A 22,644-nucleotide genomic window follows, 5' to 3' on the forward strand; every position below is an offset into this window, starting at 1 on the left:
ATTAAATTGCCGTGCCCTTTTACATCATCACTTATTTTTACTGAAAAACCCTGATTACCCTAGGCTGCAGGCTCCTCTTCAGCCGCAGCTTCACCCGCATAGTTTTCATAAAAATGGGACATTAGTCCTTCATCGTTTCGAACACTATGAAGGGCTTCCCAATAGTTATTCTTCTCTTCAGCGGTCAATTTCGATTGGGCCGAAAACGTCAGGAAGTAATCTTTTGCCTTAAGCTTTCTGTCCTGTATTTTGTATTTGCCTCTCAGGTTTCGATCGTTCTTCACCAACTCATTGGCAATACTACCCAGAAGCGCTGCAGAACCGTTATTCTGTCTTGCCATCCCCAATAAAGCAGAACGATCACTGGAGAATGAAGCTTTTACCGCTGCACCCTGCTTTTTAAGGTCATCTGCAATTGAATAGGACCTTGGTACACGAACAGGCGCTGGCAGGTTTGCGGTATTGCCATCAAACACGTAGGAACTGTCTACGGGGGTGGCAATAACATAGTCAACCAGACTCATACTGTACGGTGACGGCTTTCCGGAAGTAGCGTCCGCCGGATAGTTCATCCATTCAGCACGCTCTTTCTTATAAGAAGCCCCCAGAATTCCGTCTACCTTACCGGACTTGGCCAAACGCAGGCAGCGGCTCCACTTTGCCGGACGTACAACAAACCGCGTATCAGTACGCAGTCCAACTTCCTTAATCATGTCGACAAACAGGCCATGTGCACGGTACTGCTGTTGATACGTGAAAGGATACCAGTAGGCTTTGTCGGCACACAGCATCACTGTTTTTCTGGCACCATCTGCAGCATGTGCTGAATTCATGGAAACCAGAAGCAGAACGACACCTGTCATCCAGGCACCTGGTTTCAGACTGGCTATAGAGTCCTTCACCGCCTTCATCGTCGATCTTCGAGTGCTCTCAGGCATCCCGATACTCCATTCTATTTTACTGTTGTTTTGTTATCTCAATGCATAAAGCACACGCTGTATTCTATGCATTAGTCCAACCAAACCAAGGTTGAATCGCACAAAAGTACTAATTTTTAGGGACAATTAACAGAAAAAAAATATATGATCATTTTTTCGAAGGCTATACGACAGTAAGCGGAAGACTTAAACCTTCGAATGACCTGACATAATAATCCATAGATTTGGAGCAATAAATGAAGTTCAAACTCGGCGTTTCAGCTTTGGCTGTCTCCATGGCTGTAGCATCCATGAACAGCTTCGCAGCATCAGACAAAGCTAAAAATATTATCCTGATGATCGGCGATGGTATGGGCCCTCAACAGATCAGCATGCTCGAAAGCTATGCCGATCTGGCTCCCAGCTCACCCTACAAAGATGGCATTACTGCCATGCAGAAGCTGGCAGATGCCGGCACCCTTGGTTTGTCCATGACTTACCCACACGGCTCAGTGGTCGTAGATTCTGCAAGCTCTGCCAGCCAACTGGCTACTGGCAAGCCATCCCCTTCCGAAGCCATCGGCCTGGATCATAAAGGTAACCCGGCTGAAACCGTTCTGGAACGTGCCCAAAAACTCGGCAAGGCTACAGGTCTGGTATCAGACACCCGCCTGACACACGCAACACCAGCTTCCTTCGCTGCACACCGTGCACACCGCTCCATGGAAAACCAGATTGCTGAAGATATGCTGGCTACCGGCGTTGACGTGATGCTATCTGGCGGTATTCGTTACTGGATTCCAAAATCCGTAAACGAGAAAGGCAAAGCTTACAAGAACATGGTCGCTTTGACTGATGGCAATGTTCGTATCAAGTCCAAGCGTAAAGACGACCGCAACCTGGTACTTGAAGCAAAGAAAGATGGCTATGATCTGGCCTTCAACCGTAGCGCATTGGAATCTGCTTCCGGCGACAAATTGCTCGGTCTGTTTGCCTACTCCGGCATGATGGACGGTATTGAGTACACCCAAACCAAAAACAGCTCCAAGCGTACTCAGCCAACTCTGAAAGAAATGACGGTCAAAGCTCTGGATATTCTGTCCAAAGACAAAGACGGTTTCTTCCTGATGGTTGAAGGTGGTCAGATCGATTGGGCTGCTCACAACAACGATGCGGCTACCATGCTGCACGAGCTGCTGAAATTCGACGAAGCTGTTTCTGCGGTTTACGAATGGGCGAAAGACCGAAAGGATACGCTTGTCGTTGTCACCGCTGACCACGAAACCGGCTCCTTTGGCTTCAGCTACTCCGCAGCCAACCTGCCACAGGCAACCGACCTGCCGGGCGAAGCCTTCAGCGAGCGTCAGTACCAGCCTAACTTTAACTTCGGTGCGCCTGAGATTCTGGACAGCCTGTACAGCCAGAAAGCCAGCTTCTACGGCATTATGGGCCAGTACAACAAACTGCCTGCCGATCAGAAGACACCTGCCGGTCTGGCCAAGGTAGTTGCTGAAAGTGGTCCATACAGCATCACTGAAGAACAGGCTGCCCGTGTTCTGAAACGTGAGCCTAACCCGTTCAAGGCTAACGGACACAAATACCTGTCTGCTGAAACTCTGCCGAAAGTTGCCGACTTCTCTGCGTTCTACGTTTATAACGATGTAGGCACCCTGCTGGGTCGCGAACTGGCTGAACAGCAAAACATCGTATGGGGTACTGGCACTCACACCAGCACACCGGTAACGGTTATGGCCTTTGGTCCTGAACAGCTGCAAGACAGCTTTGACGGACTGCAGCACCACACCGATATCGGTGAGAAGCTGATGAAAGCACTCTGATCCAGACAATCTTGAGTCAGAGAACAGCTCGCCCTTGATGGAGCGGGCTGTTTTATTTTAGGGAACACAAAAAAAGCTGCTCAAAAGAGCTACTCAAAAGAATCTTGCAAAATCATTTCAAAGTCATATCCTCGCCACAGAGCATAAATACAGCTCCTGGAAACACAGACAAAAGAAAAATATAAGAGATAAGTATAATGTTTGAAGTAAACGAATATTTCGATGGCAAGGTAAAGTCGGTCGCGTTTCAGGGTGAGCAACTGCCTTCAACCGTAGGTGTAATGGCACCCGGCGAATATACCTTTGGCACCAGCCAGAATGAAGTCATGACCGTTGTTAGCGGCAAACTGACCGTTAAACTGCCTGGCAGTGATAGCTGGCAGAACTTTGGTTCCACCGAATCCTTTGTTGTAGAAGCAAACAGCAGCTTCGATGTGAAAGTTGACAGTGATACTGCCTACCTCTGTACCTATGAATAATCAACTTTAGAGGTCAGACCTCAACGACCTCTGGCATTTCTGACCAGTAAAGCACGGCGGCGTCTTTGCTGGTACGACTGACTAAAAGCACCTTCATAATCAGTAGAAATCTCAGAGCAGGTAAACACCTCCTTAAGCTCTGCCCAATCAGCACTTCTGGCTAGCTTATCATCCGAAGCTTTCTCTTCATCAACCAGAATTCTTGCCAGAGCAACCCGATTTCTGAAGTCACACCGCCCACCGATGACTTGTATTGCCGGCTGCATCATCACTCTCAGATACTCACCTGCTGTCATCGGTATACTTTGCACGCTTGTATCAACAATAGCGCGCTCGATCTCTTGCTTACGCTCATCTGTTGAATCTGCAGTTCCTTTAACTTGCTTTACAAGCCAGTTAATAGCACCAAACAGAGCAGTTTCTTTCGCGTATTGAGTAATCATACGTTGAGCTAACCACAATCCTTTAGGCTCGCTTACATAAGAATCTTCAGGACAGTATCTTGGCAATGGTAAACCCGCACGAATACAACTGTATCGCTGATGGCCTGTCATGGCACCAGCCCTGCCTGAACGACTTTGCGGTAAAATTACCGGGCCCAATCCCTGTGATAAGACCGCCTGTGGAATCAACATAGTTGCTCTCCTAACATGAGTGCCATGGTTATATAGAGAACACTTTCAAGGCATGGTTCATAACATCGGAGTCAGCATTACTGGCAATTGTTGGACTTTAGTCTTGGTTTTACACCCCCTGCCATCCCTGCCGTCAAAGGAAAGAAGCACATTCCGCAGTAGAATAAGTAGCAAACTTATTGTCAGAACAGAACTTATTCCTTAGAATATGCGCCCTTCATGGCTCACTCTCGGGTAAGCCATGAGATTTTGTGCCTGGGGCACTGGGCACGAAAGACAAGCGTTGCCGGAAATCACGATTACAGGAAACCATTCCATGGTAACAATTCGTTTAGCTCGCGGCGGTTCCAAAAAGCGTCCGTTCTACCACCTGACAGTTGCTGACAGCCGTAAAGCTCAAGGCGGTCGTTTCATCGAGCGTGTGGGTTTCTTTAACCCGGTTGCTCGTGGTCAGGAAGAGCGTCTGCGTGTAGATCTGGAACGTGTTGAATTCTGGCAGAGCCAGGGTGCAACCGTATCCGATCGCGTAGCTCAGCTGGTTAAAGACGCCAAGAAAGCAGCTTAAGCTGTTTTGAAAGTAGTCTCTACAAGGAACAGGTCCAGTGAGTAACACATCAGCAGGAGCACAATCCAACCAGGTTGTTCTCGGAAGTATTACTGGTGTTTATGGCGTGAAGGGTTGGGTAAAGGTGTATTCACACACTGAGCCCATGACCAACATCCTGAACTACAAACACTGGATTTTGCGCCAAAATGGTCGCCAGCAGACCATTGAAGTGAGCCAGGGCCGCCGTCAAGGCAAGGGTCTGGTAGCACAAATAGCTGGCTGCGATGACCGGGATATCGCCCGCCAATACACAGGCGCCGAGATTCTGATCGCAGAAAGCGAACTGCCTTCACTGGCTGATGACGAAATATATTGGCATCAGCTGGAGGGACTGGAAGTCCGCTGCTCTTTCGAGGGCGCTGACGAGGTTCTACTGGGCAAAGCCAGTCACTTGATGGAAACCGGAGCCAACGACGTTCTGATCATTAAAGCCTGCAAGGGCAGTATTGATCGCCGCGAACGAATGGTGCCCTGGTTGCTTGATCGGGTGGTACTGGAAGTAAACCCTGCTGAAGGGTTTATTCGGGTCGACTGGGATCCGGAATTTTAATGGTTATGAGTGATTCGACTGCTGAAAAGCAAGAGACACCTGTAACAGAAGATATGTGGTTCGGTGTTGTCAGCCTGTTCCCGGAAATGTTTCGGGCCATTACTGATCACGGCATTTCAGGCCGGGCAGTAAAGGAAGGGCGAATCAAGGTTGAAACCTGGAATCCCAGGGACTTCACCCATGATCGACACCGGACTGTGGATGACCGACCTTACGGCGGTGGTCCCGGCATGTTGATGAAAATTCAACCTCTGCGTGACGCCATTCATGCAGCTAAAGCAGCTGCAGGAGCCGATGCCACGGTAGTTTATCTGTCCCCGCAAGGGCGCCAGCTTGATCAAGCAGGTGTTCGGGAACTGGCAGAGAAAAAACGCCTTATTCTGGTATCGGGGCGGTATGAAGGTATTGACGAGCGTGTAATTCACACTGAGATAGACGAAGAATGGTCTATTGGTGATTACGTGTTAAGTGGTGGCGAATTAGCCTCCATGACTCTGATTGATGCAGTATCACGCTTTGTACCGGGCACCCTGGGTCACAAGGATTCCGCAGAAGAGGACTCCTTTGCCGACGGCCTTCTGGATTGCCCGCACTACACCCGTCCCGAAGTTTACGAGGGACAGCAAGTGCCGGACATTCTGCTGTCAGGTAACCACGCGAAGATTCGCGTCTGGCGACTGAAACAGCAACTGGGACGAACCTGGTTACGCAGACCCGATCTGCTGACGAACAAGGAACTGACCAGAGAAGAAGAGTTGCTGCTTAACGAATTTATTCGTGAGCATCAGGCAAAGGCGGACAACGAAGCGAATTCTTGACTAACGGGAGCAAATATAGAAATGAGCAAGAACAAAATTATTGAAGCGCTCGAAAATGAGCAAATGACAAAGGAAATCCCAGCGTTCGCGCAGGGTGATACCGTTGTCGTACAAGTTAAGGTTAAGGAAGGCACCCGTGAGCGTGAACAGGCGTTCGAAGGTGTTGTCATTGCCAAGCGTAACCGTGGTCTGAACTCTGCTTTCACCGTACGTAAGATTTCCAGCGGCGTTGGTGTTGAGCGTGTTTTCCAGACTTACTCCCCAATGATTGCTTCCATCAATGTGAAGCGTCGTGGTGATGTTCGTCAAGCGAAGCTGTACTACTTGCGCGCTCTGAGCGGCAAAGCAGCTCGTATCAAGGAAAAGCTCAGCTAAGATCGCTTCGTGCCTTGCACGAAAGATTTTTGAGTTCATTTCGTTATCATCATTCGAAGGTGACGAAGCAAGTTCTGACAAACCGGCAACCTTGTCAGCATGCACAAAAAAAGCGACGAAAGTCGCTTTTTTTGTGCCCATCGTTTGGTAAATACCTCTGAAAACACTGCCCACCTGTGCAACCTCTCTCATTTCTGGTAGAACAGCTAGATAACCCTCAACATAGCAACAGCAATGAATGACACGCTGATCACCCAATTTATTAACCACCTCTGGCTCGAAAAGGGCTTGAGTAGCAACACACAAGCATCCTACAAAAAGGATCTTCAGCTGTTTAGCCAGTGGCTGGATCAGCAACACAAAAAAACGCTGAAGCGAGCCGAACAACATCACCTGATCAACTATCTCGGCTGGCGGCATGAAAGCAGCTACAAGGCGTCATCAACCGCTCGCAGCCTGTCTTGCCTGAGAGCTTTCTACCGCTTTCTACTCAGAGAAAACCTGATTGAGCAAGATATCAGTCAGAACATAGACATGCCGAAGCTTGGCCGCCCTCTTCCGAAAAGCCTTAGTGAAAGTGATATCGACAGCCTGTTGTCAGCACCTGACACCAATACAACGTTAGGACTGCGCGACCGCTGCATGTTGGAACTACTTTACGCCTGCGGACTCAGAGTGAGCGAACTGGTTAATCTGACTGTAGAAAGGGTCAATTTGCGGCAGGGCATTATTCTGGTCGCAGGCAAAGGCGGAAAGGAGCGCTTGACCCCAATGGGTGAGGAAGCACTTAACTGGCTCGAGAAATATCTGAAACTGGCACGCCCCACTCTCTTGAATCAGCCCAGCTCTGCAACACTGTTCCCGGGCAGAGCCGACAAACCCATGACACGACAGACATTCTGGCATCGAATTAAAAAGCACGCTATCAGCGCCGGAATTAACAGTGAAGTATCACCCCACGTTCTTCGTCACGCTTTTGCGACACACCTTCTAAACCATGGTGCTGACTTACGGGCAGTACAAATGCTACTAGGACACAGTGACCTTTCGACCACTCAAATCTATACTCACATCGCTAATCAACGCCTTGCCGACTTACATCAGACACATCACCCCAGAGGCTAGCGATGACTCATCCAGAACAATTTCTGACACAGATTCTTGATCAACGCGGAGTCAACTGGCACAAGCCAGAGCAACAGAACACTAACCACCCCTGCTACCTGCTTCAGCGTGAGCAGGAGAGACTCTTCCTTTGCCTACTCCCAATGACCAGTATTTTTCCAACAGCAAACGATGAAGAAAGCCTGACTCATTACACAACGGACAGTGATGAAATAAATCAACTACTGCATTCAGCCCTTAAAAATCTCTCTCAAATTGATAGCAAGTCACACCCATGGTTAGCCGCCTTTTATGAAAGCAAACGCTTGATCGACCCAGAGTACAACTCTAACCACAATACGCTTGAACACCTCCTGAAAGCTGATGGAACATTTGTACAAATTGGTAGTCATGAGAACTGGACCAATATTCAGGAGTTTGACCGCCTCAGCGGACTTATTGACCTGGAAGAAGAAATCATCACCGTCTACCACCATCCAGACACATGCTACCCACTTATCCAGTCTTCACTCCTGCACCGCTTCTATCACCATTATGTTCCAACCCGAATTGGTAACGAACTTCATTGGCGAAAAGTCAGCATCTAATCCATCATTTATCCTCTTCCACCAGTGACAACTCTTATCTAACGTCTAAACTTTTCTGCAAACTATTCCGATCAGAACAATAGAGGTCAGGGACGCCTGATCCAACAACAATCCTGCAGGGGGCCTTGATGGTCATTCGGACACTGATACTGACTGCGTCACTACTTACGGCGAGCAACCTTGCTCTGGCCGCTCCAGCCGCTGACAGAACACTGGCTGAAGCCAGTACTGCCATAGAAAAGGAACTCAAGGCGCTGGATCCCAATATCCCGATTGAGGGTATAGAAAAAACCAGCTGGGATAATGTCTACCTGGTGAAACTCAAAGGTGGCAATCTTATTTACGCCAGCAAAGACGGAAAACATCTCTTCAGGGGCGATATGCTGCAGATTGGCGGTGGCCAGGTTACCAACCTGACTGAAGCCATTCGAAACAAAACCACTGCAGCAGAGCTCAAGAAAGTAGACCCCAAAGAGCTGATCAACTTCCCGGCCAAAGGCAAAACCAAAGGCGTGGTTTACGCCTTCACCGATGTTGACTGCGGCTACTGCCGCAAACTGCATCAGGAAGTACCTGCCATGAACGACCTGGGCATTGAAGTGCGCTACCTGGCCTTCCCCAGAGGCGGCCAGCAGTCTCCTGCCTATGCCAAGATGGTAGAGGCCTGGTGCTCCAGCGATCGCAGACAATCCATTTCAGAACTGAAGAACGGCCAACAGACCGTATCCAAAAAAGCCAGCGACGAAGAGAAAGCCAAAAGTCAGTGCGCAGCACTGGTTGAAAAGCAGTATCAACTTGGTTTGAAACTCGGCGTCAGCGGTACTCCTGCGATGTTCCTTGAAAATGGTCAGGCTATCCCCGGCTATCGCCCAGCAGCTGATCTGGCTCGCATCATGGGAATTACTTCAGAAAATGATAAGAGCAAAGACAAGCCTGCTCCGAAAAAGTAACCTTTAGTTGAAGGCATAAAAAAGCCGGAACAATTGTTCCGGCTTTTTCATTAAAGCACTACTTAAAGCTCACTCAAGTTAAAACTTATTCAAGCTCTTCAATCCAGGCCGCCTGAATAGCTTCAAGGATTCGCTCGCCGCAACGCTCAGGCTCATCATCAAAGCTTTCCAGCGCCATTACCCAACTTCTCAGATCAACAAAATTAACAAACTTTGGATCCGTATCCGGATAGGCCTCAGCCAATTCGATGGCGATATCGTATACGTCGGTCCACTTCATTCCATATCTCCCAAAGCTGTAGTTTTATACCGCTCTAAGCGCGCAGACACACGTTAATCGAATATCAAGTGGCTGTTTTCCCACCTGAGCAGGAAAACAACTCACGAACTCGTATATCTGAGTACTTACTCATCTAAAAAATCAGTGCTTCTCAGAAACCTGATTCAGCGTGTACTTTGGAATCTCAACCACCAGATCTTTATCACCAATCAGGGATTGACAGCTCAAACGCGATTCCGGCTCAAGACCCCAGGCTTTATCAAGCAGGTCTTCTTCCAGCTCATCCGCCTCTTCCATGCTGTCGAAACCTTCGCGGACAACAACATGACAGGTGGTGCAGGCGCAGGACTTCTCGCAGGCGTGCTCAATCTCTACACCGTTAGCCAAAGCTGCATCACAAACAGTAACGCCAGCTTCTGCTTCAAATACAGCACCTTCCGGGCAAAGCTCTTCATGGGGCAGCACAACAACCTGTGGCATGATCAGGACTCCTTGAATTCGTCAATCTTGTGGCCGGACAGCGCATTGCGGATGCCCTGGTTCATTCTTCTGGCAGCAAAAGCATCACTGGCCTTTGCTACTCGCTCAATTTCTACTTTAATCGCATCAGCATCACCCGAGCCACGAACCGACTTCAGGTTTCTCAGGTCAGACACCAGCGCACTGAACTCTTCTTCACTCAGCAGAGCCTTACCATCAGTATCCAGCGCCACCGCCAGAGCTTCACCCAGACGATCCGCCTCCACTTCCTGCTCACGCAGTTTACGGGCATCACGGTCAGAAGCCGCACTGGTCTGGGAATCTCTCAGCATTCGAGTAATTTCGTCATCACTCAAACCATAAGACGGTTTGACAACGACACTGCTACTGACTCCTGTGGAAAGCTCTTCAGCAGACACAGAGAGCAGACCGTCCGCATCTACCTGAAAGGTCACACGAATCTTGGCTGAACCTGCAGGCAGTGGCGGAATTCCGCGCAGCTCAAAACGAGCCAGCGAGCGGTTATCATTCACCAGCTCTCGCTCACCCTGAAGCACTTGCACAGCCATAGCTGTCTGACCGTCTTTATAGGTGGTAAATTCCTGAGCTCGACTGACCGGGATAGTGGTATTACGATGGATTACTTTCTCCATCAAACCACCCATGGTTTCCAGACCAAGCGACAGTGGAATAACATCCAGCAGCAGCATTTCATCGGCAGACTTGTTACCTGCGAGGGCATTAGCCTGACGGGCTGCACCCATGGCAACAACACGATCCGGATCGATAGACGTCAGCGGCTCTTTGCCTGCCAGCTCAGCGACCTTATCACGAACCAGAGGCACGCGGGTTGAACCGCCTACCATCACCACCTCCTGAAGGTCACGGGCTTTGACCCCCCCATCACGAAGAGCACGCTTAAAGGAACGCAGGGTTTTGGTAACGAGAGGTTCTACCAGCTCATTAAAGAGAGCTTTGGTCACTTCACCTGACCAGTCTCCGTGAGATACAGAGACAGTATCATTGTCTGTCAGCGCTTCTTTGGCTCGACGTGCCTCTACCATTACGGCACGATGACTGCCGCTTTCAAGAGCATCATGACCGATACCGGCCTGATCCAGAATCCAGCCAGCCAGCACTTTATCGAAATCATCGCCACCCAGTGCGGAATCGCCGCCAGTGGCCATAACTTCGAAAACACCTTTATTCAGGCGCAGAACAGAGATATCGAAAGTACCACCGCCAAGGTCGTAAACGGCGATAACACCTTCAGCACCTTCATCAAGCCCGTAAGCGACAGCTGCAGCCGTTGGTTCATTCAGAAGACGATAGACGTTAATACCGGCCAGCCTGGCCGCATCTTTTGTCGCCTGACGCTGACCATCATCAAAGTAGGCTGGTACAGTAATAACAGCGCCATCCAGCTCTCCACCCAGGGATTCACTGGCGCGCTCAGCCAGAGTCCTCAGAATCTCTGCTGAAATTTCAACCGGACTGAAAGCACCCTTGCGAGTCTGAATCAGTGGCATACGGCTTTCGGATTCAGCAAACTGGTAAGGCAGCACACCGCCCAGGGTGGAAACATCTTTCAGGCCGCGCCCCATCAAGCGCTTTACTGAAACAATAGTATTCAGGGAATCTTCAACCGCATGAGCCCAGGCCTCATGACCTACCTCAATACCGGATTCTGTATAACGAACCACTGATGGCAGGATATGACGACCTTCAAGGTCTGTCAGTGTATCTGTAGAACCGGAGCGGACAGTAGCAACCAGTGAATTGGTTGTGCCCAGATCAATACCCACCGCTCGTTTCTGCTGATGCGGTTCCGGCGCCTGACCCGGTTCGGAAATTTGCAGAAGTGACATAATTATTTCTCAATCATCCAGCAGCTCGGATTCCAGCTGTTCCAGTTCGGCCGACAGCTTTACCATGAACTGCATCTTTTTGACAATGCTTTCAGCTTCGTTCAGAGACTTGTCGTCGCCTTTCTGCCACAGTGAATCAAACGAACTCTGATAGTCGTCTATGGATTCTTCAACCTGCTCAATAATGGCTTCCAGCTCAGCTTCCGGATCCGCATGATCGCGCACCTCGCTCACTCTTTCGCGAAGTTCCATCTGCTCCATCAGGAAAGCGGTATCCATGACGGTATTATTTTCCATATCCACCGGCTTACCGGAAAGTTGCAACAGGTAGATGGAACGCTTAAGCGGAGCCTTCAGGGTGTCCATGGCTTCATTAACATGAGCCGCATACTGAGCAGACAGTCTTTGCTGGCGCTGATCGTCAGCAGCAAAGCGGTCTGGATGGACAGCTTTCTGAAGTTCACGGTAACGTTCGGACAGCAGGTTAGAATCAACCTGACAGGAGACGGGGAGCTGAAACAGCTCAAAGAAGTTCTTTGTTATATCAACCACGATGCAGTTCATTCCGAATGCTGGGATGAGCCTGCCCAACAGCATACAGCGGGCAGTTGTTGTCTTATATAAAAGAAGCCCGAAGCAGGCAATCGCCGCTTCGAGCATTCAGAATCAGACGTTAAAGCTTTCACCGCAACCGCACTCGCTGGCGGCATTGGGATTATTGAACTGAAAGCCTTCGTTCAGACCTTCCTTGACGAAATCCAGCTCGGTACCATCAAGGTAAGCCAAACTTTTTTCATCAGAGTGCACTTCAACACCATGATGTTCGAAACTGATGTCGCCATCCTGTTTCTGGTCAACAAACTCCAGCACATAAGCCATGCCTGAGCAGCCGGAAGTACGTACTCCAACCCGAATACCTACTCCCTTGCCACGCTTGTCCAGTTGGTCTTTTACATGCCGGGCTGCGGCCTCTGTCATGGTGATAGCCATGAAATACTCCAGCTCAAATCAATCTCAGGCGGCGGATTCGCCTTCGTCCTGCTTGGTACGGTAATCGTCGATCGCTGCCTTGATGGCGTCTTCAGCCAGTACAGAGCAGTGAATCTTAACCGGCGGCAATGCCAGTTCTTCAGCCAGATCAGTGTTCTTGATCTCGGCTGCTTCATCCAGGGTCTTACCCTTCATCCACTCGGTAGCAAGTGAACTGGATGCAATAGCTGAACCACAGCCGTATGTTTTGAAGCGTGCATCTTCAATCACGCCTTCGTCGCTTACCTGAATCTGCAGACGCATAACGTCGCCACAGGCAGGTGCTCCGACCATGCCGGTACCGACATTTTCAGACTTGTCGTCCAGCTTGCCCACGTTACGTGGATTCTCGTAATGATCGATTACTTTTTCGCTGTAAGCCATGATCTAATCCTCCAACCCTTATAAAATCAGTGTGCAGTCCACTGGACAGTGCTCAAATCAACACCGTCTTTATACATGTCCCACAAAGGAGACAGCTCACGGAGTTTTTCTACAGCCTGACGAACCTGGGCGGCAGCATAATCCACTTCTTCAGGCGTACTGAAACGGCCGAAGCTGAAACGCAGGGAGCTATGCGCCATTTCATCGTTCACACCCAACGCACGCAGTACGTAGGAAGGCTCAAGACTGGCCGAGGTGCAGGCAGAACCGGAAGATACAGCCACGTCTTTCAGAGACATAATCAGGGACTCGCCTTCGACAAAGGCAAAGCTGATGTTCAGGTTACCGGCAACACGCTGCTCCAGACTTCCGTTGACGTGCACTTCTTCCATATCAGCAAAGTGATTCAGGAAACGCTGACGCAGGGCCAGACAGTGCTCGGTATCAACAGCCATCTCTTCTTTAGCAATACGGCAGGCTTCACCCATACCGACAATCTGGTGCGTCGGCAGAGTACCGGAACGCATACCACGCTCATGACCACCACCGTGTGTCTGTGCTTCCAGACGAACACGAGGCTTACGGCTAACGTAAAGCGCACCGATGCCTTTAGGGCCATACATCTTGTGAGCGGAAAGCGACATCAGGTCAACTTTCATGGTTTCCATATCGATAGGTAGCTTGCCAGCACTCTGAGCTGCATCGACGTGGAACATAATCTTTCTGGAACGGGTCAGCTCACCAATAGCAGCGATGTCGTTAACTACGCCAATTTCGTTGTTAACGTGCATCAGGCTGACCAGAATAGTGTCTTCACGCAGAGCGTCTTCAACCATAGCCGGAGTGATGATGCCATCAGCGCCCGGATCAAGATAAGTAATTTCGTAGCCCTCACGCTCCAGCTGGCGACAGGTATCCAGTACCGCCTTATGCTCAATCTTGGAGGTGATAATGTGCTTGCCTTTCTTATGATAGAAATGAGCAACACCCTTGATGGCCAGGTTGTCAGATTCGGTAGCACCGGACGTCCAGACAATCTCGCGCGGATCAGCATTCAGCAGATCAGCAACGTTACGACGTGCGTCTTCTACTGCTTCTTCGGCTCTCCAGCCAAACACGTGGGAGCGTGATGCCGGGTTACCAAAGTTGCCTTCAGATACCAGACACTGAGCCATCTTTTCAGCAACACGTGGGTCAGCCGGTGTTGTGGCTGAATAATCCAGGTAAATGGGTAGTTTCATCCCGTACATCTCCAGGTGTGCGCTTACATCTGCTTACGCACAAGGCTGTTTTGTCCCTGCAATCAAACCATTTGAAACGACGTGCTTCTCCTCATCAAAGAAGCTGGTTGATTACACTTTTGTTGTCTTGTTCCTGTTGCGAATCCTGTCGAACCGCAACATTCTGCACTTCCCGCCGAGCCACCAGATCGGCCAGACTGATACCGCTGAGAAACTCGTGAATCTGGTAACTGAGATCATGCCAGAGATCGTGAGTCAGGCACTTGGCGCCCTTCTGACAGGCACCACTGCCGTGGCAGCGTGTTGCATCTACAGATTCATTCACTGCATCAATTACTTCTGCAACATAAATGGTTTCAACATCGCGACTCAGGCGATAACCACCACCCGGTCCACGAATACTGCTGACCAGGTCACCACGACGAAGGCGGGAAAATAATTGTTCCAGATAGGAGAGGGATATACCCTGACGCTCGGAAATATCCGCTAGCGCAATGGGACCTTGGCCTGCATGCAGTGCCAGATCCAACATGGCGGTGACGGCGTAGCGTCCTTTTGTGGTTAGTCGCATGTTGGCTCCCATCTTCACATGTGCAACCGACTGTTCGATTGCCCAGAACCTTGAAAAAGGATCTGCTCTATGTCCCATCCGCTGACCAGGGCAAGGTGCAAACACCTGCTATCATCAGCATTCGAGCGGATTATGAAATACCTGATCAAAACAGTCAAGTATTATTAAGAGTAGCTGAACGGAATAGAAAGAAAGGAAAAAATGATCTGAATCAAAGAGTTAAGAATTATTCTTATTAACTTCCAGTCAAAAAAGAAGCGGCGGGGTTATAACCCGCCACCATTCTATACAAGAGGTTTCATTCGATAAAGAACTATATAAGGAAAGTCCAAACCTCTTTTGATGCCCTACTGATTTCGATAGAGCCTTGGTGTATAGGTTCGTTTTACGAAATTTCCATACTCATCATAGGCATACTCTATATTACGCTCAGCAACATTCCAGTAGGCTTGAACTTCATGAAAACTACCTGTCTCGCCACCCCATAAAGATCTCTTGCTCGCTGGTAGCAGCTTTACTCTCAGCAGATTACAGTACGGATGAAGTGACTTCTCCAGATAGCAGGATGTCCTAACTGCAACAGAATCCACCTCCAACACCTTATTAGTGCTTAACAACTGCGAAGAAGCAGACGTTACTGCAGCGGCCTTATCACGGCAATACGCAGCATTATCCATGAGCCATGCACTGGCTTTTACAAAGGACTCAAGGGGAAATTCACATGAAAGTCCAAGCACTGCCAGCCCCAATTGCTGCTTTGCATACAGTGTCATTTCTTCCTGCCTTGACTGACACTCAGATTCATCACCTTTATCATCTACTTGGCAACTTTCTCCTGCTGACAAGCCTTCTGCCAAGCCTTCTGCCAAGCCTCTCATCTCCCCCCCTTCTCTATTCAGCGCTAACCGCAACTCTTCTGCATGGGCACCGATCAAATTCCGGATATCTTCTCTTGCTATGGCTAGTGCAATGTACTCTATATGGCCACTTTCTATGGCATAAACCAAAGTATCCAGCTGCTGTTGAGGCGTATATTCATCTACTAAATGATCAAGCAGAAACTCCAGAGTCGGGGTATTGTAATGCGCTCCAAGCTTAAACAAGAAGCCAAGGTTGTCCTCGTGATACTCAGACACCCTGCTCTTAACATTTTTATCAGTAAATGGATCCACCTTGTCAGCCAACAGATTACCAGCCAGCAAAATAGCACCAAAGAAACATAGAAACCGAATCTGCCTCATAACATCTCCACCAACGTCGTAAATGAATTGCACAGATAGAAATAGTCGAAAAACATATAAATTAAAATTAATATTAGCGGTGAAGCAAAAACAGAGCAGCAATGGGGACGACGGAAAAATATTAGAGAACAGACCAAATAGAAAATCTGGCCTGTATTTCAAAAAATCACTTAGTGCTTACAACTTCTTCTTTCACGCACTGAAAGCCTTCCGTTTTAAGTTCCGGAAGATCACTCTCACCACAGTCCAGGCCACGCTCACGCATGGTCTTGCACATCAGCTCAATACGATTATCAACAGCGTTCATATGCTCCAGCATGGCAGAGATAGCATTCACCGTTGGATCCGGCATTTCTGCTGTTACCGCATAAGCATCAAAGCCCATTTTTTCAGCTATTTCCTGATGACGGGGATCCACTTCTGCACGAGCTTGCACAACCCGACCTGGAATACCGACAACAGTAGCGCCGGGAGGCACTTCTTTAACTACTACAGAGTTGGAGCCAATTTTAGCGCCCTCACCCACCAGAAATGGCCCAAGCACCTTGGCACCAGCACCGACAACCACGCCGTTATCCAGTGTCGGATGTCGTTTACCCTGATTAGCAGGATGACTCTTGCCACGGTTGGGTGAAGTACCACCGAGGGTAACACCATGATAGAGCGTCACGTCATCACGAATAATGGCGGTTTCACCAATCACCACTCCCATACCATGGTCGATAAAGAAACGACGACCAATGGATGCACCGGGATGAATCTCGATCCCTGTCAGAAAACGACTAAAAGTAGAAACAACACGACCCAACCAACACAACCCTGCATTCCATATTCTGTGCGCTACACGATGCAGCAACAACGCATGCAAACCAGGGTAGTTGGTAAGAACTTCGAAGGTGCCCCGGGCAGCAGGGTCACGCTCCATGACGGTTTTAATATCTTCTTTTAAACGTTCAAACATGGGTCAACGCAATCATTTCCACTGTTTGTTGTTAACCATGACTCGATACTTTCACAAACTGAAAGAAGAAAAAGTACTTTCATCACGGCTGCTTTTTATATAGCTGCTTATATCGTTACTTACAGTCAGTAGCCAGTAGCCAGTAGCCAGTAGCCAGTAGCTGCAATAATAACCGCAATCAGTCAGACTTTTTGCGATCGGCAAAACGACTGGTTTCAGACAGTATGCCCCGCAGGATATTTAACTCCACACGATCCGGACGAATACGGCTGTACATACGACGCAGCTTGGCCATGATCTTCTCATGACTGCTGTGATCAAGAAAGCCTATTTGAATCAGGGTTTGATACAGATGCTCGTAAAAGCGCTCCACATCTTCCTGTGGCGCCAGATCATGGCTGCGAGGCTTGGGCAGCTCAACGCCACCCAGAGAATCCAGAAAAGCCGTACGCAATTCATAACTCATGACCTGAACAGCTGCTCCCAGATTCAATGAGCTGAAATCCGGATTGGTCGGCACATGAACCTGAAGATGGCACATCATCAACTCTTCATTGGTCATACCACGATCTTCACGACCAAAGACCAGGGCAATCTTGCCACCCGTTGCCTCACCCAGAATACGACTAGCACAGACTCTTGGCTCTACCAGTGGCAGGGAAACACCACGCACTCGAGCACTGGTGCCAACCACAAACGAACAGTCAGCCACAGCTTCTTCAAGAGTGGATACCACTCGAGCATTATCCAGCAGATCATCAGCACCGGAGGCCAGCGCAAAGGCCTTGCCAGACGGAAATTCAGCTGGCTCCACCAGCACCAGATTACTCAAACCCATGGTTTTCATGGCACGAGCAGCAGAACCAATATTACCCGGATGGGTGGTATTGATTAAAACGATAGAAATATTGTCGAGAATGGATGGCTCGACAGCCACGGATCGAGCCGCAGGCTCGGTTGCGGAGGTGTCACTCAATCTTTCACTCACTATGCCACTCACTGTGTCATTCACAGAAAAATTCTCGCAGTTCAGCGTCATAAGTGTACAGCCGCACGCAATCAAATATTGAATCACCCTTTCTCCCGCCACAGCCGGAAAGAAGGGTTTATGAATTGGTGTGTCTGGATTACTCAGGAACACCCCTTAACAGGCATAACCCTGACGCTGAGTAAAAATACGAACAAACCTCGAAGTTTACCTTATTTTGCTCGAAAGGTTGAACATCGAAAAAAAACTTCTGTTATACTCCGCCAGCTTTATTTTCTGCCAGTACCCGAAATGATTAACTGCATTTCCGAACGAAAGTACTGCTATTTTCGGCCTCGGTTTATCGCCAGCAGCATTTGCGAAGGCGACGAATATACCGGTGAGCCTGTATTGATCTTTTACATTCAGACGTAGTCCAGCCTATGCAACCCATGGTTAACATGGCCCTGCGCGCAGCCCGCGCGGCCGCTGAAATTATTATGCACGCCCATCAGGATCTCGAAAGCCTGAAGGTAGATGCAAAAGACAGAAATGACTTTGTCACAGAAGTAGATCGTGCTTCTGAAAAGACAATCATCTCTGCTCTGCAAAAAGCTTACCCAACTCACGCTTTTTACGGCGAAGAATCCGGCCACATTGAAGGCAAGGATGAAGGCAAGGACTACCTCTGGATCATCGATCCGCTGGATGGTACCACCAACTTCATTCGCGGCATTCCTACCTTCGCTATCTCAATTGCTTGTCAGCACAAAGGCCGCATAGAACACGCCGTTGTTCTGGACCCTGTTCATGACGAAGCTTTCTGTGCCAGTCGTGGTCAGGGCGCAACCCTGAACAGCAAGCGTATTCGTGTTGGCGATCGACGCAGCCTGGAAGGCGCACTGATCGGCACCGGTATTCCTTTCTCAGGCAACAACCTGAACTACAAGGCAAACTACCTGAACATGATGAGCGCCATGCTGGGCGATACCGCTGGTATCCGTCGTGGTGGCGCTGCTGCACTGGACCTGGCTTATGTTGCCTGTGGTCGTCTGGACGCGTTCTGGGAATTCGGCCTGAAAGACTACGACATGGCTGCTGGTTCCTTGCTGATTCAGGAAGCAGGCGGTCTTTGCAGTGATTTTTCCGGTAACCACAAGTTCCTGGAGAAAAATCAGATCGTTGCTGCAAACCCTAAGTGCTTTAAGGAAATGCTGCAACGCATTCGTCCTTTTGCTACTGAGGAGATGGGTCGATAAGCACAAACTGCTTATGATCTGATCTTTTTCCCGTGTACGACCTTCGTCGTATGCGGGTTTACCTGCACTTCCCTCCCTCTCGTTCTTCTGCTTATATTGACTGCTTCCCCTCACTCCAACGCACAGGAGTCTCTATGTTCAAAGCTCTGGTACTCGAACAGGAAGGTAAAGTTACCTCTTCCTCCATTCAAGAGCTGGACGACAGTCGTTTACCGGAAGGTGAAGTCACTGTCGCAGTTGAATACTCTTCCCTGAATTACAAAGACGGTCTGGCCATTACCGGCAAAGGCAGAATAGTTCGCAACTTCCCCATGGTGCCCGGCATTGATTTCGCCGGTACGGTGATTGACTCTGCTGACAGCCAGTTTACCGAAGGTGATAAGGTTATCCTGACCGGCTGGGGCGTGGGCGAAAACCATTGGGGCGGCATGGCCCAGAAAGCACGGGTTAAAGCCAGCCAGCTGGTTAAGATGCCGGAAGATCTGGACAGCCGTAAGGCAATGATGATCGGCACCGCCGGCCTGACCGCCATGCTGTGCGTCATGGCTCTGGAACAGTCGGGTGTAACACCTGAGCAGGGAGATATTCTGGTTACCGGTGCCAGTGGTGGCGTAGGCAGTGTTTCTATCTCTCTTTTGAAGCAACTTGGTTACAGTGTCGTAGCTGTTTCCGGACGCGAAGAAAACACTCAGCTGCTGAAAGACCTGGGGGCTAAAGAAGTGCTACCAAGAAGTCGTTTCGAAGAACCGGCTCGGCCACTGGACAAGCAACTCTGGGCAGGTGCTATTGATACTGCTGGCAGCAAGGTTCTAGCGAAAGTGCTTTCCGAAATGAACTATGAAGGTACGGTTGCAGCCTGCGGTCTGGCGGCTGGCTTTGATCTGCCAACCACTGTTATGCCGTTTATTCTGCGTGGTGTGAATCTGCAGGGTGTTGATTCTGTTATGTGTCCACTGGCTAAACGTACAGAGGCATGGAACCGGGTTGTTAAGCTGCTGCCTGAATCCTATTATGAAGCAGCTTGTACGGAAGTTTCTCTTGAAGAGACAGCCGAACAGGCTGAAGCCATTACTAATGGCCAGGTAACCGGCAGAGTTCTGATCAGGATCTAGAACTTGCCAGGCAGGGTCTTCAGCATTCCAGTAGGCCCTGCATCATCACCTAACCGAAATATCTCCCCCCACTCCTTCGGGCTTTCCTCTATTCAGTTGAAAAACCCCAGATCTCATCCAGTATTAGTGCGTAAATACAAAAAGCGATGTTAGTGCAATAGTCTTTCCACCCATCCACCACGAACCCTCTTCATGAATATACGCCCGGTACTCCACGTCATAGGTCTGTTTTTGATGGTACTGTCAGTACTTATGCTGCTACCGGCCTTTTATGATGCACTCACCCATGCAGGTGGCAGTCAGGCTTTTCTTCTTTCCGCAGCCATTACCTTTTTCAGCGGCTTGCCGCTGTTCTGGTTTTATCGTGACGCTGACTTCCAGCTGAAATCACGCCAGATTTTTCTGCTGACAAATCTTTCCTGGCTGGCTGTTAGTTCATTTTCTGCCTTACCCCTGTTTTTCCTGCTGAACATCAGTTACACCGATGCTTTTTTTGAGACTATGTCAGGCATCACGACAACTGGCTCAACCGTATTAAGCGGACTGGATTCTATGAACACTGGCGCCCTGCTTTGGCGATCACTTCTTCAGTGGCTAGGCGGCATAGGCTTTATTGTTTTGGCTATCGCTATTCTGCCGTTTTTGAAAGTTGGTGGTATGCGGCTGTTTCAGAGTGAATCATCCGACTGGTCTGATAAAGCCATGCCTCGCTCCGGCAGCATAGCCAAACGAGTCGTTATTATTTATCTCGGATTAACCATTCTCTGCGCCTATTTCTACTTTCTGGGCGGTATGAATGCTTTCGAATCAATCAACCACGCCATGACCACCCTTTCCACTGGTGGTTACTCCACCTCGGATAACTCCATGGCTCACTTCAGCAATCCCTTTATTTATTGGGTCAGTACGATTTTCATGCTACTGGGCGGACTGCCTTTTGTGTTATTTGTGAAATGCCTTCGTGGAGACATTGATGCACTCACCAAAGACAATCAGGTTCAGGCGTTTGTTAATTTCCTTTTAGTGCTGTGGTTTTTCTTCAGTATCTGGCTGTTCACCAACAGCGATTACAGCCTGTTCGAATCTCTTACTCTGGTCGCTTTTAACACCACTTCCGTTATCACCACTACAGGCTTTGCCCTGACAGATTACACCCTATGGGGAGGCTTTGCCGCGACACTGTTTTTTATGCTGACTTTTGTCGGCGGCTGTTCTGGCTCAACGACTGGGGGCGTAAAAATATTCCGCTTTCAGATAGGTGCAAAACTGCTTCGAATTCAACTGAAACAACTTATGCATCCAAGAGCCTGCTTTGTTCAGAGTTATAATGGTCAGCAGATTACCGGTGATATTTTGCGTTCACTGATAGCCTTCAGTTTCTTCTTCGCGCTTTTAACTACTGTGCTGACATTACTGCTGAGCTTGATGGGACTGGACCTGATTACTGCACTGAGTGGTGCCGCCACGGCCATTGCCAATGTTGGCCCGGGTCTTGGTGACATCATTGGCCCGGCAGGCAACTTCGCCACCCTGCCCGATGCGGCAAAATGGCTATTAAGTATTGGTATGTTAATGGGACGGTTGGAAGTTATTACCGTTCTAGTGCTATTTACTCCTGACTTCTGGCACGACTAATCCTATAGAATCTTCTGCTCACATAAATCAATAAGCATATATTTATGTGAACATTTATATTGAACCATGGTCTTAAAAGAGGAACCCATAAAACAAAATAGACAAGGAGGTACCCAATGGAACCATCTACTCTCACCGGTGCAGTATCGAGTCTACCATCCCTATCTGCGTGCAAGGAAGTGCTTGGCTACTGTGCAGGCTATGCGGTATCTACTCTTCAGAGTACAACTGACTACGTTGCGAAAACCGCTTCTTTTCTGGGGATGCCTACTTTGGCACAAGGCGCTAAAGCCTACTCCTTATCTTGCGGAATTATCGCTCTACCGGTTGCACTGCCTATTTTAAATTATTATCAGGGTCGGAAGACTGACCAGGCTGAGATCCAAGCTTGTAAAATCAGGCAGCAGCTAAATGTAGGTCCTAAAGGCGGACTCCACAAGATACAGAAAGAGCTGCTCCAGGAAAAAGCAAATGAACAATCAGAAGAAGCAAACAAAAAAAAGATATTCGATAAAGGCTTGATGTTTCAGGCATTGTTTTTCTCTGCTTTTTCTTTATATATGCTTTCAGGATCCGGGATTGCGCTGACGGCTGGCACAGCCATTTTAAGCGGATTAAATACCGTTGCTGGTACATATCTTGATAAGGCTCTCACCGAACGACGAGCCACCTTGCTCAATCATGCAGCAAATAATATTAATAACCTGAAGTAGTCTATTCAATACCAGAGAGCAT

26 protein-coding genes are annotated in these 22,644 nt (G+C 49.0%); 13 read left to right on the forward strand and 13 right to left on the reverse strand.

The features are described 5' to 3' along the window. Positions 1–59: 59 nt before the first annotated feature. Complete coding sequence (locus EOPP23_RS16145) at positions 60–938, reverse strand: transporter substrate-binding domain-containing protein (protein ID WP_153767016.1); 879 nt, start codon at positions 936–938, stop codon at positions 60–62. 236 nt (positions 939–1,174) lie between these two features. Here EOPP23_RS16145 and EOPP23_RS16150 point away from each other — a divergent pair, with 236 nt between their 5' ends. Further along, entirely contained in the window at positions 1,175–2,755 is a 1,581-nt protein-coding gene (locus tag EOPP23_RS16150; protein ID WP_153767017.1) for an alkaline phosphatase, read from the forward strand. Positions 2,756–2,952: 197 nt separating this feature from the next. Continuing rightward, positions 2,953–3,234: a pyrimidine/purine nucleoside phosphorylase gene (locus tag EOPP23_RS16155; protein WP_153767018.1), complete on the forward strand. Its 282-nt coding sequence runs from the start codon at positions 2,953–2,955 to the stop codon at positions 3,232–3,234. Positions 3,235–3,254: 20 nt separating this feature from the next. On the opposite strand, the gene EOPP23_RS16160 is transcribed toward EOPP23_RS16155, so the two are convergent. Continuing rightward, positions 3,255–3,869, reverse strand: a complete 615-nt coding sequence (locus tag EOPP23_RS16160) for a hypothetical protein (RefSeq protein ID WP_153767019.1) — start codon at positions 3,867–3,869, stop codon at positions 3,255–3,257. A gap of 316 nt (positions 3,870–4,185) precedes the next feature. On the opposite strand from EOPP23_RS16160, the gene rpsP reads away from it, so the two are divergent. The 7 genes from rpsP to EOPP23_RS16195 all read left to right on the forward strand — a co-directional run bounded on the left by rpsP (position 4,186) and on the right by EOPP23_RS16195 (position 8,881). Further along, positions 4,186–4,434 (forward strand): 30S ribosomal protein S16, encoded by a 249-nt coding sequence (rpsP, locus tag EOPP23_RS16165; RefSeq protein WP_153767020.1) that lies wholly within the window; start codon positions 4,186–4,188, stop codon positions 4,432–4,434. A 37-nt stretch (positions 4,435–4,471) separates the two neighbouring features. Continuing rightward, a complete protein-coding gene (gene rimM / locus EOPP23_RS16170; protein WP_370514787.1) occupies positions 4,472–5,026 on the forward strand; it encodes a ribosome maturation factor RimM in 555 nt (184 codons plus the stop codon). A gap of 53 nt (positions 5,027–5,079) precedes the next feature. Then, entirely contained in the window at positions 5,080–5,844 is a 765-nt protein-coding gene (trmD, locus tag EOPP23_RS16175) for a tRNA (guanosine(37)-N1)-methyltransferase TrmD (RefSeq protein ID WP_153767237.1), read from the forward strand. Positions 5,845–5,865: 21 nt separating this feature from the next. Further along, positions 5,866–6,219, forward strand: a complete 354-nt coding sequence (gene rplS, locus EOPP23_RS16180; protein ID WP_153767021.1) for a 50S ribosomal protein L19 — start codon at positions 5,866–5,868, stop codon at positions 6,217–6,219. A gap of 234 nt (positions 6,220–6,453) precedes the next feature. Continuing rightward, on the forward strand, positions 6,454–7,344 hold the full coding sequence (gene xerD, locus EOPP23_RS16185; RefSeq protein ID WP_153767022.1) for a site-specific tyrosine recombinase XerD: 891 nt from the start codon (positions 6,454–6,456) through the stop codon (positions 7,342–7,344). Positions 7,345–7,346: 2 nt separating this feature from the next. Further along, positions 7,347–7,931 carry a hypothetical protein gene (locus tag EOPP23_RS16190; RefSeq protein ID WP_153767023.1) on the forward strand — a complete coding sequence of 195 codons (585 nt, stop codon included), beginning with the start codon at positions 7,347–7,349 and terminating at the stop codon, positions 7,929–7,931. A 128-nt stretch (positions 7,932–8,059) separates the two neighbouring features. Then, entirely contained in the window at positions 8,060–8,881 is an 822-nt protein-coding gene (locus EOPP23_RS16195) for a DsbC family protein (protein ID WP_153767024.1), read from the forward strand. An 85-nt stretch (positions 8,882–8,966) separates the two neighbouring features. Here the strand turns inward: EOPP23_RS16195 and iscX are convergent, their stop codons facing one another. The 11 genes from iscX to trmJ form a co-directional block, all read right to left on the reverse strand. Continuing rightward, positions 8,967–9,161, reverse strand: a complete 195-nt coding sequence (gene iscX / locus EOPP23_RS16200; RefSeq protein ID WP_153767025.1) for a Fe-S cluster assembly protein IscX — start codon at positions 9,159–9,161, stop codon at positions 8,967–8,969. Between the two features lie 141 nt (positions 9,162–9,302). Beyond that, the gene (fdx, locus tag EOPP23_RS16205) at positions 9,303–9,641 is read right to left on the reverse strand and encodes an ISC system 2Fe-2S type ferredoxin (protein ID WP_153767026.1); all 339 of its coding nucleotides are present in this window, start codon (positions 9,639–9,641) and stop codon (positions 9,303–9,305) included. A 2-nt stretch (positions 9,642–9,643) separates the two neighbouring features. Further along, positions 9,644–11,509, reverse strand: coding sequence for a Fe-S protein assembly chaperone HscA (hscA, locus tag EOPP23_RS16210; protein ID WP_153767027.1), 1,866 nt, complete (start codon positions 11,507–11,509; stop codon positions 9,644–9,646). A 9-nt stretch (positions 11,510–11,518) separates the two neighbouring features. Continuing rightward, complete coding sequence (hscB, locus tag EOPP23_RS16215; protein ID WP_370514788.1) at positions 11,519–12,061, reverse strand: Fe-S protein assembly co-chaperone HscB; 543 nt, start codon at positions 12,059–12,061, stop codon at positions 11,519–11,521. A 114-nt stretch (positions 12,062–12,175) separates the two neighbouring features. Further along, entirely contained in the window at positions 12,176–12,499 is a 324-nt protein-coding gene (iscA, locus tag EOPP23_RS16220; RefSeq protein WP_153767029.1) for an iron-sulfur cluster assembly protein IscA, read from the reverse strand. Positions 12,500–12,523: 24 nt separating this feature from the next. Beyond that, positions 12,524–12,922, reverse strand: coding sequence for a Fe-S cluster assembly scaffold IscU (iscU, locus tag EOPP23_RS16225; RefSeq protein ID WP_153767030.1), 399 nt, complete (start codon positions 12,920–12,922; stop codon positions 12,524–12,526). Positions 12,923–12,948: 26 nt separating this feature from the next. Further along, positions 12,949–14,163, reverse strand: a complete 1,215-nt coding sequence (locus EOPP23_RS16230) for an IscS subfamily cysteine desulfurase (protein WP_153767031.1) — start codon at positions 14,161–14,163, stop codon at positions 12,949–12,951. A gap of 94 nt (positions 14,164–14,257) precedes the next feature. Next, entirely contained in the window at positions 14,258–14,734 is a 477-nt protein-coding gene (iscR, locus tag EOPP23_RS16235) for a Fe-S cluster assembly transcriptional regulator IscR (RefSeq protein WP_153767032.1), read from the reverse strand. Between the two features lie 347 nt (positions 14,735–15,081). After that, positions 15,082–15,975: a hypothetical protein gene (locus EOPP23_RS16240; protein WP_153767033.1), complete on the reverse strand. Its 894-nt coding sequence runs from the start codon at positions 15,973–15,975 to the stop codon at positions 15,082–15,084. Between the two features lie 166 nt (positions 15,976–16,141). Then, positions 16,142–16,936, reverse strand: a complete 795-nt coding sequence (gene cysE / locus EOPP23_RS16245; protein ID WP_153767034.1) for a serine O-acetyltransferase — start codon at positions 16,934–16,936, stop codon at positions 16,142–16,144. Positions 16,937–17,114: 178 nt separating this feature from the next. Beyond that, entirely contained in the window at positions 17,115–17,924 is an 810-nt protein-coding gene (trmJ, locus tag EOPP23_RS16250; protein ID WP_370514789.1) for a tRNA (cytosine(32)/uridine(32)-2'-O)-methyltransferase TrmJ, read from the reverse strand. A 422-nt stretch (positions 17,925–18,346) separates the two neighbouring features. Between trmJ and EOPP23_RS16255 the strand changes: the two genes are divergently transcribed. The 4 genes from EOPP23_RS16255 (at position 18,347) to EOPP23_RS16270 (ending at position 22,622) form a co-directional block, all read left to right on the forward strand. After that, positions 18,347–19,162, forward strand: coding sequence for an inositol monophosphatase family protein (locus EOPP23_RS16255; protein ID WP_153767036.1), 816 nt, complete (start codon positions 18,347–18,349; stop codon positions 19,160–19,162). Positions 19,163–19,296: 134 nt separating this feature from the next. Next, positions 19,297–20,274 (forward strand): MDR family oxidoreductase, encoded by a 978-nt coding sequence (locus tag EOPP23_RS16260; RefSeq protein WP_153767037.1) that lies wholly within the window; start codon positions 19,297–19,299, stop codon positions 20,272–20,274. Positions 20,275–20,466: 192 nt separating this feature from the next. Continuing rightward, positions 20,467–21,909 carry a TrkH family potassium uptake protein gene (locus EOPP23_RS16265; protein WP_153767038.1) on the forward strand — a complete coding sequence of 481 codons (1,443 nt, stop codon included), beginning with the start codon at positions 20,467–20,469 and terminating at the stop codon, positions 21,907–21,909. A 116-nt stretch (positions 21,910–22,025) separates the two neighbouring features. Beyond that, positions 22,026–22,622 carry a hypothetical protein gene (locus EOPP23_RS16270; protein WP_153767039.1) on the forward strand — a complete coding sequence of 199 codons (597 nt, stop codon included), beginning with the start codon at positions 22,026–22,028 and terminating at the stop codon, positions 22,620–22,622. Positions 22,623–22,644: the final 22 nt, after the last annotated feature.

The organism is Endozoicomonas sp. OPT23 (genome assembly GCF_009653635.1).
GTDB lineage: Bacteria > Pseudomonadota > Gammaproteobacteria > Pseudomonadales > Endozoicomonadaceae > Endozoicomonas_A.